This is a genomic window from Burkholderia savannae (genome assembly GCF_001524445.2).
In the GTDB taxonomy this organism is placed as follows: Bacteria; Pseudomonadota; Gammaproteobacteria; order Burkholderiales; family Burkholderiaceae; genus Burkholderia; species Burkholderia savannae.
Genome location: NZ_CP013418.1, coordinates 1,065,368 through 1,078,757, shown reverse-complemented (window position 1 = coordinate 1,078,757; position 13,390 = coordinate 1,065,368). Strand labels below are relative to the sequence as shown.

The 13,390-nt window shown below is 68.5% G+C and carries 9 protein-coding genes, 1 tRNA gene and 1 pseudogene; 6 read left to right on the top strand and 5 right to left on the bottom strand.

Annotated features, from left to right (window positions below; translation table 11 throughout):
* Window positions 1–350 precede the first annotated feature (350 nt).
* Window positions 351–3,188, top strand: coding sequence for an AMP-binding protein (locus WS78_RS25865; RefSeq protein WP_059582728.1), 2,838 nt, complete (start codon window positions 351–353; stop codon window positions 3,186–3,188).
* Here WS78_RS25865 and WS78_RS25860 read toward each other — a convergent pair.
* Window positions 3,158–4,054, bottom strand: coding sequence for a helix-hairpin-helix domain-containing protein (locus WS78_RS25860; RefSeq protein ID WP_059582725.1), 897 nt, complete (start codon window positions 4,052–4,054; stop codon window positions 3,158–3,160). The two genes, WS78_RS25865 and WS78_RS25860, sit on opposite strands and share 31 nt — an antisense overlap.
* Before the next feature lie 551 nt (window positions 4,055–4,605).
* Between WS78_RS25860 and WS78_RS25855 the strand changes: the two genes are divergently transcribed.
* Window positions 4,606–5,088 (top strand): MarR family winged helix-turn-helix transcriptional regulator, encoded by a 483-nt coding sequence (locus WS78_RS25855; protein ID WP_038753175.1) that lies wholly within the window; start codon window positions 4,606–4,608, stop codon window positions 5,086–5,088.
* 444 nt (window positions 5,089–5,532) lie between these two features.
* A complete protein-coding gene (locus WS78_RS25850; protein ID WP_059582721.1) occupies window positions 5,533–5,949 on the top strand; it encodes a cupin domain-containing protein in 417 nt (138 codons plus the stop codon).
* 46 nt (window positions 5,950–5,995) lie between these two features.
* Here WS78_RS25850 and WS78_RS25845 read toward each other — a convergent pair whose 3' ends face one another.
* From WS78_RS25845 to WS78_RS25830, 4 genes are all read right to left on the bottom strand, one after another.
* Complete coding sequence (locus WS78_RS25845; RefSeq protein ID WP_038753179.1) at window positions 5,996–6,412, bottom strand: DUF1801 domain-containing protein; 417 nt, start codon at window positions 6,410–6,412, stop codon at window positions 5,996–5,998.
* A complete protein-coding gene (locus WS78_RS36330; RefSeq protein ID WP_156437579.1) occupies window positions 6,409–6,996 on the bottom strand; it encodes a hypothetical protein in 588 nt (195 codons plus the stop codon). The genes WS78_RS25845 and WS78_RS36330 overlap by 4 nt, the downstream gene beginning before the upstream one ends.
* A gap of 220 nt (window positions 6,997–7,216) precedes the next feature.
* A protein-coding gene (locus WS78_RS25835; protein ID WP_394335868.1) for an IS3 family transposase occupies window positions 7,217–8,352 on the bottom strand; the annotation gives its coding sequence in 2 pieces (ribosomal slippage) (window positions 7,217–8,097 and window positions 8,097–8,352; 1,137 coding nt in all).
* 734 nt (window positions 8,353–9,086) lie between these two features.
* Window positions 9,087–9,171 (bottom strand) — tRNA-Leu (locus WS78_RS25830).
* A gap of 1,004 nt (window positions 9,172–10,175) precedes the next feature.
* Between WS78_RS25830 and WS78_RS25825 the strand changes: the two genes are divergently transcribed.
* The 3 genes and pseudogenes from WS78_RS25825 (at window position 10,176) to WS78_RS25815 (ending at window position 13,316) form a co-directional block, all read left to right on the top strand.
* Window positions 10,176–11,003: a p-hydroxycinnamoyl CoA hydratase/lyase gene (locus WS78_RS25825; protein ID WP_038753182.1), complete on the top strand. Its 828-nt coding sequence runs from the start codon at window positions 10,176–10,178 to the stop codon at window positions 11,001–11,003.
* Window positions 11,004–11,190: 187 nt separating this feature from the next.
* Window positions 11,191–11,442, top strand: a pseudogene (locus WS78_RS25820) (aldehyde dehydrogenase family protein); the annotation flags it as partial.
* Window positions 11,439–13,316 (top strand): feruloyl-CoA synthase, encoded by a 1,878-nt coding sequence (locus WS78_RS25815; protein ID WP_059581833.1) that lies wholly within the window; start codon window positions 11,439–11,441, stop codon window positions 13,314–13,316. The pseudogene WS78_RS25820 and the gene WS78_RS25815, both read left to right, overlap by 4 nt.
* Window positions 13,317–13,390: the final 74 nt, after the last annotated feature.

Sequence of the window (13,390 nt, the reverse complement as noted above, 5' to 3'; positions counted from 1 at the left end):
GCATGGCCGGATGACGGTTGCAGCGCACGACGGCGGCGCCGGCCGATCGACGAACGTTGCCGTTGTCGACGGGCGCAAAGCGCTGCGGCGCGATTTCGTGCGCGATCTCTCGCGCGATGCCGTGCATTCGCGTTCGCGTCGCTCGTTGACGCAACTCAAGTCCGTTCGCCGCGCGAAGGCGCACGCTGATCATCGGCGCAGCGCGCGTTTGGCCGTGTGAAGAACGGCCCGCGCGCGGTGCGATTCGCGCGGCGCGCGACGCCAGGCCATGCGGCATCGGGCGAACGAAGCGAGCCGACACGCGCCGCGCGATGCGCGCGCCGTCTGCGATCATTGAACGGGCGACAAGCATGGAACACCCGCACCGCCTCTCCGACAACGCGGCGCGTCTGCTCGCGTTGATCGACGCATTGCTCGCCGAGCTGTACGGCGAGCGCAACGGTCATCGTCGCGCGACGCTCGACGCGCAGTTCGAGCGCGATCTCGGCTTCGACAGCCTGACGCGCGCGGAGCTGTTCGACCGGATCGAGCGCGCGTTCGGCGTGCGCTTGCCCGTCGACGTGTTTGCGTCCGCGGCGACGCCCGCCGACGTCGCGCGCGCGCTCGCCGACGCGCACGCGCAACCGCAAGCCGCGCCGGAAGAGGACGCGCCGCCGACGCCGGCCGCCGACGCCGCCGCATGGCCCGTCGAAGCCGATACGCTGATCGACGTGTTGCGCTGGCACGCCGAGCGACATCCCGATCGCGTCCACCTGCGGCTGCTCGAAGACGGCCTGAGCGCGACGCCGCTCACCTACGGCGAACTGCACCGGCGCGCGTCGGATCTGGCGAGCGGCTTGCGCGAGCGCGGCATCGATCCGGGCGACACGGTCGCGCTGATGTTGCCGACGGGGCTCGACTATTTCGTCGCGTTCGCCGCGATCCTGTATTGCGGCGCGATTCCGGTGCCGATCTATCCGCCCGCGAGTCTCGCGCAGCTCGACGAGCACGTCGTGCGTCACGTGCCGATTCTCGAGAATGCGCAGATCAAGGCGTTGATTGCGTTTCGCCAGGCCGTCTCGGTCGCGCAGCTTCTGAAGCTTCGCGTGAGCACGCTGCAGCACGTGTTCACGCCCGGGCAGATCGAAGGCCGCGAGCGGCTGCCGCCGTTTCGCGCGGCAGCGAGCGATATCGCGCTGCTTCAGTACACGTCGGGCAGCACCGGCACGCCGAAGGGCGTGATGCTCAGTCATGCGAATCTGCTTGCGAACATCCGCGCGATGGGCGAGCGGATGCGGGTCGACGCGACCGACGTGCTCGTGAGCTGGCTGCCGCTCTATCACGACATGGGGTTGATCGGCGCGTGGCTCGCGCCGCTTTATTTCGGCATCCCGGCGATCGTGATGTCGCCCGTCGCGTTCCTCGCGCGCCCGGCGCTCTGGCTGCGCGCGATCTCGCGATATCGCGGCACGATCACCGCCGCGCCGAACTTCGCTTACGAGCGTTGCGCGCGTCATCTCGCCGCGCTCGAGCCGACCGAATTCGATCTGTCGTCGCTGCGCTTCGCGTGCTGCGGGGCCGAGCCCGTCCACGCCGACACGCTGCGTGCGTTCGCCGCGCGCTTCGCGTCGTGCGGCTTCGACGCGCGCGCGCTGACGCCCGTCTACGGTCTCGCGGAAAACACGCTCGGATTGACGTTTCCGCCTCCCGCGCGCGGGCTGCGCGTCGATCGGATCGCGCGCGAGCCGCTCAACGCGGGCGGCCGCGCGGTGCCCGAGTCGGGCGGCGCGAACGCGCTCGACGTGCCGAGCTGCGGCTATCCGCTCGACGGCACCGAGCTGCGGATCGTCGACGACGACGAGCGCGAGCTTGCGCAGCGGCAGGTCGGGCGCATCGAGTTTCGCGGCACGTCGGCGACGCGCGGCTACTATCGCAATCCCGCGCAGACCGCGCGCCTGTTCCGCGACGCATGGCGCGATACCGGCGATCTCGGCTATGTCGCCGACGGCGAACTGTACGTCACCGGGCGCGTGAAGGACATGATCATTCGCGGCGGCCGGCATTTCTTCCCGTACGAACTCGAAGAGGCGATCGAGCGGCTGCCGGGCGTCGTGACGGGCGGCGTCGCGGTGTGCGGCGGCGCCGATCCCGTCAGCGGCACCGAGCGCGTCGTGATTCTCGTGGAAAGCGAAGCGACCGATGACGCCGCGTGCGAGCGGCTGCGAACGAGCGTCAACGACGTGACGGCCGCGCTCTGGGGCGCGCCCGCCGAGCAGGTGAGCATCGTCGCGCCGCACGGCATCCTGAAGACGCCGAGCGGCAAGATCCGCCATGCCGCGACGCTCGCGCAGTTCGAGCGCCACGCCGGACGGCTGCCGCAAGCGAGCGCGTCGTGGCGGCAGCTCGCCGATCTGGCGGCGGGCAGCGTCGCGCCGTTCTGCGGGCGCGCGTGGCGGCGCGCGGCGCGGGCGCTTCGCGGGCTGTACTGCTGGTGGCTCGTCGCGCTGCTCGCGCCCGCGCTATGGGCGCTCGTCGCGTATCGGAAGGATCTTCAGGACAACTGGCAGCTCGCGGCGTATGCGTGCCGCACGTTCCTGCGTTTCGCCGACGTGCGCACGAACCTGATCGCCGATCCCGACGCGCTTGCGGCCGGGCCGTCGATCGTCGTCGCGAATCATACGAGCTACCTGGATGTCGTCGCGTTGCTCGCGCTGCTGCCGTATCCGGCGCACTTCGTCGCGAAGCGCGAGCTCGCGGCGCGGCCGTTCGTCGGGCGCTTCCTGCGCGCGCTCGGCACGCGCTTCGTCGAGCGGCGCGAGTACGGCCGCAGCGTCGAGGACGAAGCGCGGCTCGTCGCGCAGGCGGCCGCCGACGAAACGCTGCTGTTCTTCCCGGAGGGCACGTTCACGCGCGCGGCGGGGCTCGCCGCGTTCCGCCTCGGCGCGTTTCGCGCGGCGTGCGCCGCGCGGCGGCCGGTGGTGCCCGTCGTCGTGAGCGGCGCGCGCGCCGTGTTGCGCGACGGCGAATGGGCGCCGCGCCGCGGCGAGATCACCGTGACGATGCTCGCGCCGATCCTGCCGGACGGCGAGGACTTCGGCGCGATGGCGCGGCTTCGCGATCGCGCGCGCGGGGCGATTCTCGCGCACTGCGGCGAGCCCGACTTGCGCGACGACCGCGCTCAGCGCGCGGCGTTCGCGTCCGTCGCGTAATACGCGCGGCATTGCGCTTCGCGTCCGCGCACCACGCGCTTGCCGATCAGCGCGCCGTGCGTCTCGGTGACGACGGTGCGCTGATGCTCGTCGTGATCGCTGTCGTAAAAGTACAGGATCACCCAGTCCGCGGTGCGGCCGAGTTCGTGCGCGCGGCCGGTGTTCGAATAGAGCGCGGTGAAGTGCCAGTCGTCGCGCGTCGCGTGCAGCACGGGCAGCCACGCTTCTTGACGCGGGTTCAGCCGTTTCGGCGCGATCTTCGGCAGCGCGCCGGCCGCGGCCTTCTCGCGATAGAGCCGGTCGACATCGAGCAGCACGGAGACGGAAGGCTCCAGTGCGGGCGTCGCGCGGCGCACGAGCGCCTGCCGGCCGCGCCGGCGGCTCAGCAGACTCTCGAGCGCCGCGCGGATGCCCGCGATCCGCCGCGGGCCGAGCCCTTCGACGGTCGCGAGGCGGCCGTCGCGCACGGCGAGCTCGAGATCCTCGAGTGTGTCGATGTGGAGCGCCTCGTGGATGCGCTCGGCGAGCGCGCGGCCGACGCCCGGCACCATCTGGAACGACAGCGTCGGACTGGCCGAGCCGCGCAGGCGGTCGAGCTGGCGCCAGCGGTCGGTGATCAGCATCTCGGCGATCGCGCGCGCGATGCCGAGGCCGATGTGGGGCAGGGCGTCGAGCGCGTCGATGCCGCCCGCGTCGAACAGCTCGCGGACGTCGCGATCGAGGCTCGCGACCGTCTCGGCGGCCGACCGGTACGCGCCGGCCCGATACGGATTGGCGCCCTGCGTTTCGAGGAGCTCCGCCGCCTCGAGCAGTCGGTCCGCGATGTGCCGGTTGTCCGTCGCGGCGGTGGGTGGGGCAGTCTGCATCGTTCGAAGGCGGTGGGTTGCGCGGCGGGGCCGGGCCCGCATCGGCGGGCGGCGCGAGCGTTCGTCGCGCGGCCCGATCGAGCGGCATGGTTTCGGCGCGCGCGGCGTGCCGCGTGCGCCGAGCGGTCCGACGAAAGCGCGGGGAGCGCGGTCGGGGCGCAGGCGGCGGGGCGAATCAGGCGGCGCCGTGCCTGTGCCCGCGCGCGTACCTGCACGCGTATCGCTTCACGCCGCGATCGGTCGGCTCTCCAGAAAATTCTCACGGAACGAATGCTCGGGAAATTGACGCGCGTCAATGGTGTGTGATCCGAGCGCGCACGGCATGCGGCGCGAGGTTGGAAGGATTCGTGGCGCGTGTCGTCGCGCGATGCGACGCACGCACGATGGAAGCGATTCCGCGGCGCGACGCCGCGCGCCGTTTGCGGATACACGTGTTCGCCGCGCTTGGCGGCGGCCGGAACGGCGGAGACCATCGTGGATGGCCGACGACGTGCGCGGCCGCTGGTAAGATACCGCCCGATCCTGTCCCACCGCCGAGAGCCCGCCGCCCGATGAAGCCCGCCGTCAAGCGTTCGACGAAGCCAGCCGACGCCGCTCGCGCCGCGGCGAAAGCGCGCGCGCCGCAGCGGCTCACGTACGTCATCGGCAATCTCGACCGGCTGCTCCGCCGCCACATGACCGATGCGCTCGCGCCGCTCGGCATCACGCTCGCGCAGTACACGGCGCTGTCGGTGCTCGAGGCGCGCGGTCCGTCGTCGAATGCGAAGGTCGCCGAGCGCTCGTTCATCACGCCGCAGTCGGCGAACGAGGTGATGAGCGCGATGGCGGGCCGCGGCTGGATCATGCGCGAAGCCGATCCGAATCACGGGCGCGTGATCCTGCTGCGCGTCACGCCCGGCGGCGTCGCGATGCTGCGCGAATGCGAAGCCGCGCTGCGGCCGCTCGAAAGCCGGATGCTCGACGGCGTGCCGCACGCCGACGCCGAAGCGGCGCAGCGCTGGCTCGAGATTTTCGTGCGCAATCTGCGCGGCTGATTCGCGTCGCGCGCTTTCGTTGGCCGAATCGAGTTGCTTCGACGGCCGGAACTGTCTTGCCGCCGCGCCGCGTCGAGTTGCGTCGGGCCCCGCCGCATCGGCGAGGTTTTCCGCTGTTGGTCACGAGCTGCCGTCGCGCGCCGCTGAAGCGCGCGTCCCGGCGCTGCCGCGGCATCGTTGCGCGGCGCGACAGCGCATCGAGCGCCGATCTTCCGCTGAAAAAATCATTCAGAATCATTGCGTTGCGAGCGAGCGACTTCCCGTGCATGCAATGTCTTGTTAATTTCATACAAATCACCGAATTATTTCTTGCGATTGACCTATCGAATCTCACAAAATGGCTGCCGTCGGCCCTTTCGGGGGCGCGTCCGGTGACGGATCGGCCGCCCCCGGCCGCCGCGTTTTCTCACCATCCGCGAATCGAACCGCAGCCAAGGTAGATCCATGTCCCGTCCCGTTTTCGAGGCCGTACGATTGGACGACGTCGTATTGCAGCCGTCCCCCATCAACCCGGCCTGGGTTCTCGAAGGCAATCCCGTCGCGCGCAGCGGCCAGTGGTCGTGCAGCCCCGACTCGACGACGTCGATGTGGGTTTGGGATTGCACCGCCGGGCGCTTCAACTGGCACTTCGACTGCGACGAAACCATTCACGTGATCGAAGGCGAAGTGATCGTCACCTCGGAAGGCCAGGCGCCGCGCACGCTGCGCGCCGGCGACGCCGCGCTGTTCCACGCCGGCAGCCGCGCCGAGTGGCACGTGCCGCAGTACGTGCGCAAGCATGCGATCCTGCGCCCGCATATCCCGAAGCCGGTGCTGTTCGTGCACAAGGTCGTCCGCAGGTTGAGCAGCACGCTGCGGTGACGCTTGCGCGGCGGGCGGGCGCGCAGCGGCGCGCGGCTTGCGCTGCCTACTTCGCGCGCTTGGCCTTCGCTTTTTGGCCGGCCGCATTGAGCGCGATCGCGGCGCGCACGAGCGCCTTGAACGCGTCGGCGTCGGGCGCCTCGCCTTCGTGGATGTCGATCGCGCGCCGGACGTTGCCGTCGAGGCTCGAGTTGAAGAGCCCGGCCGGGTCCTCCAGCGACGCGCCCTTCGCGAAGGTCAGCTTCACGATCGACTTGTACGATTCGCCGGTGCAGATGATCCCGTCGCGCGACCAGACGGGCGTGCCCATCCACTTCCATTCCTCGGCGACGTCCGGGGCGGCGTCGCGGATCAGCTCGCGCACCCGGCTCAAGGCGTCGCCGCGCCAGTCGCCGAGCTCGGCGATCCGTTTGTCGATCAGCTCGGAAGCCGACGGGCTTTCCGTCGAATCGGTCTTCTTCATGTTCTCCTCCTGAAGACGTCGGGACTCTTCGGCGTTCGGCGCGATTTTGCGTTGCGGTCGCGGCGTTGGGCGCCTTCGTCTCGCTGCCGCGGCATGTTCGGCCGACGCGCTCTCATGGTCATCGGCGCTGTCGCCGCCCGGACGGCGGCGTCGGCGAATGCGGCTCGGCGGTCGACGGCGCGTCCGTCACGATACGCGATCCTCGGCACGGCCGCGCGACATTCGTTTATCGGGCGCGAAGCGCGCCGGGTTTCGTCGACAGGGCGTGCGGGGGGCGGTGTGACGCCGTTGCTGGCGCGATCATCGAAAAATGGGCGGGCAATTGCCGACAGATCGTCGCGAAATGGCCGCGAAATGGCCGCGAAATGGGTGGAAGGCGGCCGCGATACGGTTTCCTCGCCCGTCGAACGAGGCGCGCGGCCCAACGCGGCCCAACGCGGGCGAACGGACAGCTTCGCCATCGCGCGATAAGCGGAAGGACTGATTGCGCACGCGCTTCTGCACGCGTGAATCACGCGGGCCGAATCAGAAAAGACCGCGTGCACCACGGCGATCGTCGCAAGTCGCTCGTCGCGGTTGCGCATTCGATGTCCGGCGATCTCGATTCCACCGCCCGCTTGAGCCGCGAACACTGCAGACGGCGGCGCGCGAACTGCCGCTGAAGCGTGCGGCGGCGACGCGTGCAGCGCCGCTGCGCCTTGTCGTGGCTGCGCTGCGCTCGCATGGTGGCCGACGGCTCTCATAGAGGTGGCCTCACTCGTTCGGACAGTTTTCTGAGATTTTTAAGTGGAACGTCCGAGGCAATCATGCTGCCGATTTGATCGCAGGCAGCGTCGCGAAGTATGCCTCATCCGGCGTCCGATCCGCCAGGCTCGAATGGGGCCGTTTTCGGTTGTACAGCTCGATGTAGTCGCCGATGGAGCGCCGGGCATGGCTGACCGACTCGTAAGCTCGCAGGTAAACCTCTTCGTACTTGACGCTGCGCCACACGCGTTCGACGAACACGTTGTCGCGCCAGGCCCCTTTACCGTCCATCGACAGCCGCACGCCTCGACCCAGTACGGCCTCGGTGAACGCGCCCGCCGTGAACTGGCTGCCCTGATCGGTGTTCACAATGTCCGGCAGCCCGTAGCGCGCGAACGCTTCCTCGAGCGCCTCGACGGCGTGCACTGCTTCCAGCGTGATCGCCACCCGGTGCGAGAGCACCTTGCGACTTGACCAATCCACTACTGCCGTCAGGTACACGAAGCCTCGCGCCATCGGAATGTATGTCGTGTCCAGTGCCCACGCCTGATTGGCCCGGGCGATTTTCATGCCGCGCAGCAGGTACGGCCAGATCTTGTGCTGCGCATTGCGTCGGCTCGTGTTCGGCTTGCAGTACAGCGCTTCCACGCCCATGCGTTTCATCAGCGTGCGCACGCGGCGGCGGCCGACCTCATAGCCTTCCCGGCGCAACAGACGCGCCAGCATCCGCGCTCCGGCAAACGGAAACTCCATGTGCAGTTCGTCGATCCGCCGCATCAGCAACTGGTCCGCCTCGCTCACTGGCTGCGCCCGGTAATACGCGCTCGATCTCGCGATGCCAACCAGTCGCGTCTGTCGCGAAACCGGCAGCGCATGCGTACGGTCAATCATCGCTTTGCGCTCAGCAGTCCGGCTTTGCCGAGCGCTCCTGACAAAAAATCGTTCTCCAGCGTCAACTGTCCGATTTTCGCGTGCAGCGTTTTCACGTCCACCGGCGGCTCGTTCGACGGTGGAGCGGCCGCGCCGAACACATCCGCCGCACGCTCCTGCAGTTGCCGCTTCCACTCCGTGATCTGGTTCGGGTGCACATCGAACTGCTGCGCCAGTTCGGCCAGCGTGCGCTCGCCCTTGACCGCCGCCAGGGCCACTTTCGCTTTGAACGCCGCTGAGTGCGTCCGTCGGGTTCTCTTCGTCATCTTTCCGGTTCCTTTGCCTGCATTATCGCTGGCTCAGGCCCCGGGCATTCCACTTACCCGACTGTCCGAATTTGCGCGGCCACCTCTCATCCAGAACCTCGCCTCGGCGCGTTGGGGCGGGTTGGGCTAGCGAATCGCTGCGAAACCAGTAGCCATGCAGGCTGCCATCATCTCGCGAGCCCAAGGGCTGAGTTTTTGCGAAGGTCGGAAAGTCTGGCGATGATTTGAAGTCGCCGCGAAGGACGGAGCGTGCCAGTTCCTCGAGCACAACTCTGCTGTCCACGCCACACGGGGGTGGAAAGCCGTCCTTCGGGCAGTACCAGAGTTCCACGCGCTCGATGTCTGACGCGCCGGCTCTGCGCGCTTGCCAATTTGAAAAAATGGAATGTCCAACCCGAGGAAGCGGTCATCGACCGATTGGCGCGTGTTGCCCTGCGCTCAGAGTCAGGTTCGGGTGCGCTCTGTTACTCGTCTTTCAGAAACACAAGCTCACACACCATGACGATGTGTATAGGCTATCGATTCCGGGGGGGATGTCCATGCCGGCTTATGTGCGGGTGAGAACCTGTCACCTCAGACCACTGCGTTGAAAATAATGGTCCGTAGCACTGCCGGCTCTCAGGGCATCTTCGCTTTGTTCGAAGAGCAACTCCGACCATAACCTTCCGTCTCGCGTTAGCGCTAGCTTCCCCGAGTGTCGCTCATGTTCAAAGCGCATGAGCGTGCAAATACTTTGGTGCCGACGGCGAGACTCGAACTCGCACAGCTTTCGCCACTACCCCCTCAAGATAGCGTGTCTACCAATTTCACCACGTCGGCATTTCAATGCAACCGGGATGCACTAGGTCCCGTATCGCGACAGCCTTGCCAGCCAGGACTTAGGCACGGCATTGTATTGTGCACCAAGGGCATGTTGAGATAAGAACCCGCACGCCTCTCGGCGCAACCCCTCAAGATAGTGCGTCTACCAATTCCGCCACCTGGGCAAGGGGCGCAATTGTAGCGGCTAAATGAATTCTTGTGAACTGTCTCGCAGCGGGAAAGCGGGAAAGCGGGAAAGCGGGAAAGCGAGACGATGCGACCTGGCCATGCGTTCCGCAGCGGCGACGCGATTGTCTTTGCGTTGGCGACGTCGGGCGGAATGGCGGCATGGGCCGGAATTCGGGCCGCCGTCCGATCCACCGTCCATCTTTCGTCTTTCACCTTGTTCCGGTATTCATGAAGCCGGCAGGGAGCGCGTAATTCGACTCGCGTGTCCAGCCGGGCAACTTGCTCCCGCCGCTTCGATTCGTCGTGAAGTGTTCCGCCGCGCGAGCGCGGTCGCGCGATCCGAGCGGCTCCTTGTCGCGACGTTCATGATGGGGCGGCTTCGGAGCGCAAGCTGCTGTTCTTGCGATGCACCGATGTCGGTCGCGGCGTAGCGCTCGGGTCGGCGATTCGTCGGAAAGGCGCGTTGATTGATGCGGCCGCGATGTTCGCCAATGTCCGTTTCGCCGTTCCTTCGGCAGGTCGGTCGCGCGGCGATCAAGCCGTGCTCGGCAGGACGGATAGTCAACAAGGAGCGCGGTCGCATCGACTCGCGGGCCGGCTTCTCAATCGGCCTCTCGCTTGGCTTTTCGCTCGGGCTCGCGTCGCCTCGCGCGCCTCGCACGCAGCATGTCGACTTGCGCGTCTCCGAATGTCCCCGCCGGTCTCCCGCCATCGTTCTTCGTCCGATCGAGTGTTTGTCCGAGCCTCCGTCGATACAGCTTTACATGTCAGGTAACCTGATATTAAATGAGCGTCGAGCCGCGTATCGCGACGATGTCATTGGAGAAAGATCGATGAGTTATGAAGGTCGCTGGAAAACCGTCAAGGTGGTCGTCGAGGGGGGGATCGCGTGGGTCGCGCTGAATCGTCCCGACAAGCGCAACGCGATGAATCCCGCGCTGAACGCGGAGATGATCGACGTGCTGGAGACGCTCGAGCTGGACGCCGAGGCGCGGGTGCTCGTGCTGACGGGCGAGGGCGACGCGTGGACGGCCGGCATGGACCTGAAGGAGTACTTCCGCGAAGTCGACGCCGGCCCCGAAATCCTGCAGGAGAAGATCCGCCGCGACGCGAGCCGCTGGCAGTGGCAACTGCTGCGCATGTACGCGAAGCCGACAATCGCGATGGTCAACGGCTGGTGCTTCGGCGGCGGGTTCTCGCCGCTCGTCGCGTGCGATCTCGCGATCGCCGCCGACGAGGCGGTGTTCGGCCTGTCGGAGATCAACTGGGGCATTCCGCCCGGCAACCTCGTCAGCAAGGCGATGGCGGACACGGTCGGTCATCGTCGGGCGCTGTACTACATCATGACGGGCGAGACCTTCACCGGCCCGCAGGCCGCGCAGATGGGCCTCGTCAACCAGAGCGTGCCGCGCGCGCAACTGCGCGACGAGGTGCGCGCGCTCGCCGCGAAGCTGCTCGACAAGAATCCGGTCGTGCTGCGCAACGCGAAGCACGGCTTCAAGCGCTGCCGCGAGCTCACGTGGGAGCAGAACGAGGACTACCTGTACGCGAAGCTCGATCAGGCGCAACTGCGCGATCCCGAGCGCGGGCGCGAGCAGGGGCTCAAGCAATTCCTCGACGACAAGTCGATCAAGCCGGGGCTGCAGGCGTACAAACGTTGAGCCGAAGCCTCACGGGGCGCCGCGCTTGCGACAGCGTGACAGCGTGACAGCGTGACAGCACGCCAACGCGCCAACGCGACACGCGGCGCCGAAACGAGACGGACTGGAGACAACGATGACCGACAGACGGATGTTGATCGGCGGCGCATGGCGCGCGGCCGAAGACGGCGCGACGTTCGAGCGGCACGATTCGGTGACGGGCACGCTCGCGTCGCGCGCGCCGGCCGCGGGCGTCGCACGCGCGCTCGCCGTCGCGCGGCGGATCGAATCGGGAATCTGCCACGTGAACGGGCCGACCGTTCACGACGAAGCGCAGATGCCGTTCGGCGGCGTGAAGCCGAGCGGCTACGGGCGCTTCGACGGCGCGGCGTCGATCGCGGAATTCATCGGGTTGCGCCGGATCACCGCGCAGACCGCGCCGCGCGCGTTTCCGATATGAGCGCGGAGGGCTTCGCCGTGTCCCGTCTTTTCTCCGATGCGCCGCGCTATCGGAGCGCGGACGTCGCGCGCGGCGCCGCGCACGTCGAGCCCGACGGCGACGGCTGGCGCATGCGCGCCGCCGAGCCGCTCGGCGCGTACCCCGAGCGCCTGACCGACTGCCTCGCCGCGGGCGCGCGCGATCATCCGGCGCGCGTGCTCGCCGCGCAGCGCGGCGCCGACGGCCGCTGGATCGAGATCACGTACGCGCAGATGCTCGAGCGCGCCCGCGCGCTCGGCGAAGGGCTGCTCGCGCTCGACCTGTCCGCCGAGCGGCCGCTCGCGATCCTGTCCGGCAACGATCTCGCGCATCTGCAGCTCGGCTTCGCGGCGATGCTCGCGGGGATTCCGTACGCGCCGGTGTCGCCCGCGTATTCGCTCGTGTCGACCGATTTCGGCAAGCTCCAGTACACGCTCGGCGTGCTGAAGCCGGGCGCGGTGTTCGCCGCCGACGGCGACGCGTTCGCCGCCGCGCTCGCCGCGGCCGCGCCGGCCGACGCCGCGGTGATCGTCGCGCGCGGCGCGCCGCCGCCGCGAGGCCGCCCGGCGCCGTTCGAGCGCTTGCTCGACACGCGGCCGCGCACGATCGACGCCGCGCACGCGCGCGTCACCGCCGATACGCTCGCGAAGATCCTGTTCACGTCGGGCTCGACGAAGCAGCCGAAGGCGGTGCCGACGACGCACCGGATGATGTGCAGCAACCAGCAGATGTTGCGCCAGACGATGCCGGAGCTCGCGCGCACGCCGCCCGTGCTCGTCGACTGGCTGCCGTGGAATCACACGTTCGGCGGCAGCCACAACGTCGGCATCGCGCTCTACAACGGCGGCACGCTGTACATCGACGACGGCCGGCCGACGCCCGAGCGCTTCGGCGAGACGGTGCGCAACCTGCGCGAGATCTCGCCGACGATCCATTTCAACGTGCCGAAGGGCTGGGAGGAGCTGACGGCCGCGCTCGAGCGCGACGCCGCGCTGCGCGCGTCGTTCTTCGCGCGCGTGAAGCTGTATTTCTTCGGCGGCGCGGGGCTGTCGCAAGCCGCGTGGGAGCGGCTCGACCGCGTGACGCAGGCGCATTGCGGCGAGCGGATTCGAATTCTCGCCGGGCTCGGGATGACGGAGACATCGCCGTCGTGCCTGTTCACGACGGGGCCCGTCACGGGCGCGGGCTACATCGGGCTGCCCGCGCCCGGCTGCGACGTGAAGCTCGCGCGCTGCGGCGACAAGCTCGAGCTGCGCTTCAAGGGGCCGAACGTGATGCGCGGCTACTGGCGCGCGCCGGCCGATCCGGGCGGCGTGTTCGACGGCGACGGCTACTACAGGAGCGGCGACGCCGCGCGCTTCGTCGATCCCGCGCGCCCCGAGCTCGGGCTGATGTTCGACGGGCGCCTCGCCGAGGACTTCAAGCTGAGCTCGGGCACGTTCGTGAGCGTCGGGCCGCTGCGCGCGCGGGCGGTGTCGGCGGGCGCGCCGTACGTGCAGGACGTGGTCGTCACGGGACTGAATCGCGACGACATCGGCCTGCTCGTGTTCCCGCGGCTCGACGCGTGCCGGCGGCTCGCGGGGATCGCGGGCGACGCCCCGGCCGCGCAGGTGCTCGCGTCGCCGGCGGTGCGCGCGCAGTTCGCCGGATGGCTCGCGCGGCTCAACGAAGCGGCGACGGGCAGCGCGTCGTTCGTCGCGCGCGTGTGCCTCCTCGATGCGCCGCCGTCGCTCGATCTCGGCGAGATCACCGACAAAGGCTCGATCAATCAGGCGTCCGTGCAGCGGCATCGCGCGGCGCTGATCGACGCGCTGTACGCGCAGGCGCAGGCCGATCCGCTCGCGATCGTCGCGTAGCGGACCGAAGCGCCGAGTGGAATCGAGCCGAACCGGATCGAATCGAACCGGATCGGCAAGTCGGGTCGCATGCG

Excerpts from the sequence above, each read along its gene's own strand:
- WS78_RS25865 (WP_059582728.1), top strand. The coding sequence starts at position 351 with ATGGAACACCCGCACCGCCTCTCCGACAACGCGGCGCGTCTGCTCGCG.
- WS78_RS25860 (WP_059582725.1), bottom strand. The coding sequence starts at position 4,054 with ATGCAGACTGCCCCACCCACCGCCGCGACGGACAACCGGCACATCGCG.
- WS78_RS25855 (WP_038753175.1), top strand. The coding sequence starts at position 4,606 with ATGAAGCCCGCCGTCAAGCGTTCGACGAAGCCAGCCGACGCCGCTCGC.
- WS78_RS25850 (WP_059582721.1), top strand. The coding sequence starts at position 5,533 with ATGTCCCGTCCCGTTTTCGAGGCCGTACGATTGGACGACGTCGTATTG.
- WS78_RS25845 (WP_038753179.1), bottom strand. The coding sequence starts at position 6,412 with ATGAAGAAGACCGATTCGACGGAAAGCCCGTCGGCTTCCGAGCTGATC.
- WS78_RS36330 (WP_156437579.1), bottom strand. The coding sequence starts at position 6,996 with ATGCGCAACCGCGACGAGCGACTTGCGACGATCGCCGTGGTGCACGCG.
- WS78_RS25825 (WP_038753182.1), top strand. The coding sequence starts at position 10,176 with ATGAGTTATGAAGGTCGCTGGAAAACCGTCAAGGTGGTCGTCGAGGGG.
- WS78_RS25815 (WP_059581833.1), top strand. The coding sequence starts at position 11,439 with ATGAGCGCGGAGGGCTTCGCCGTGTCCCGTCTTTTCTCCGATGCGCCG.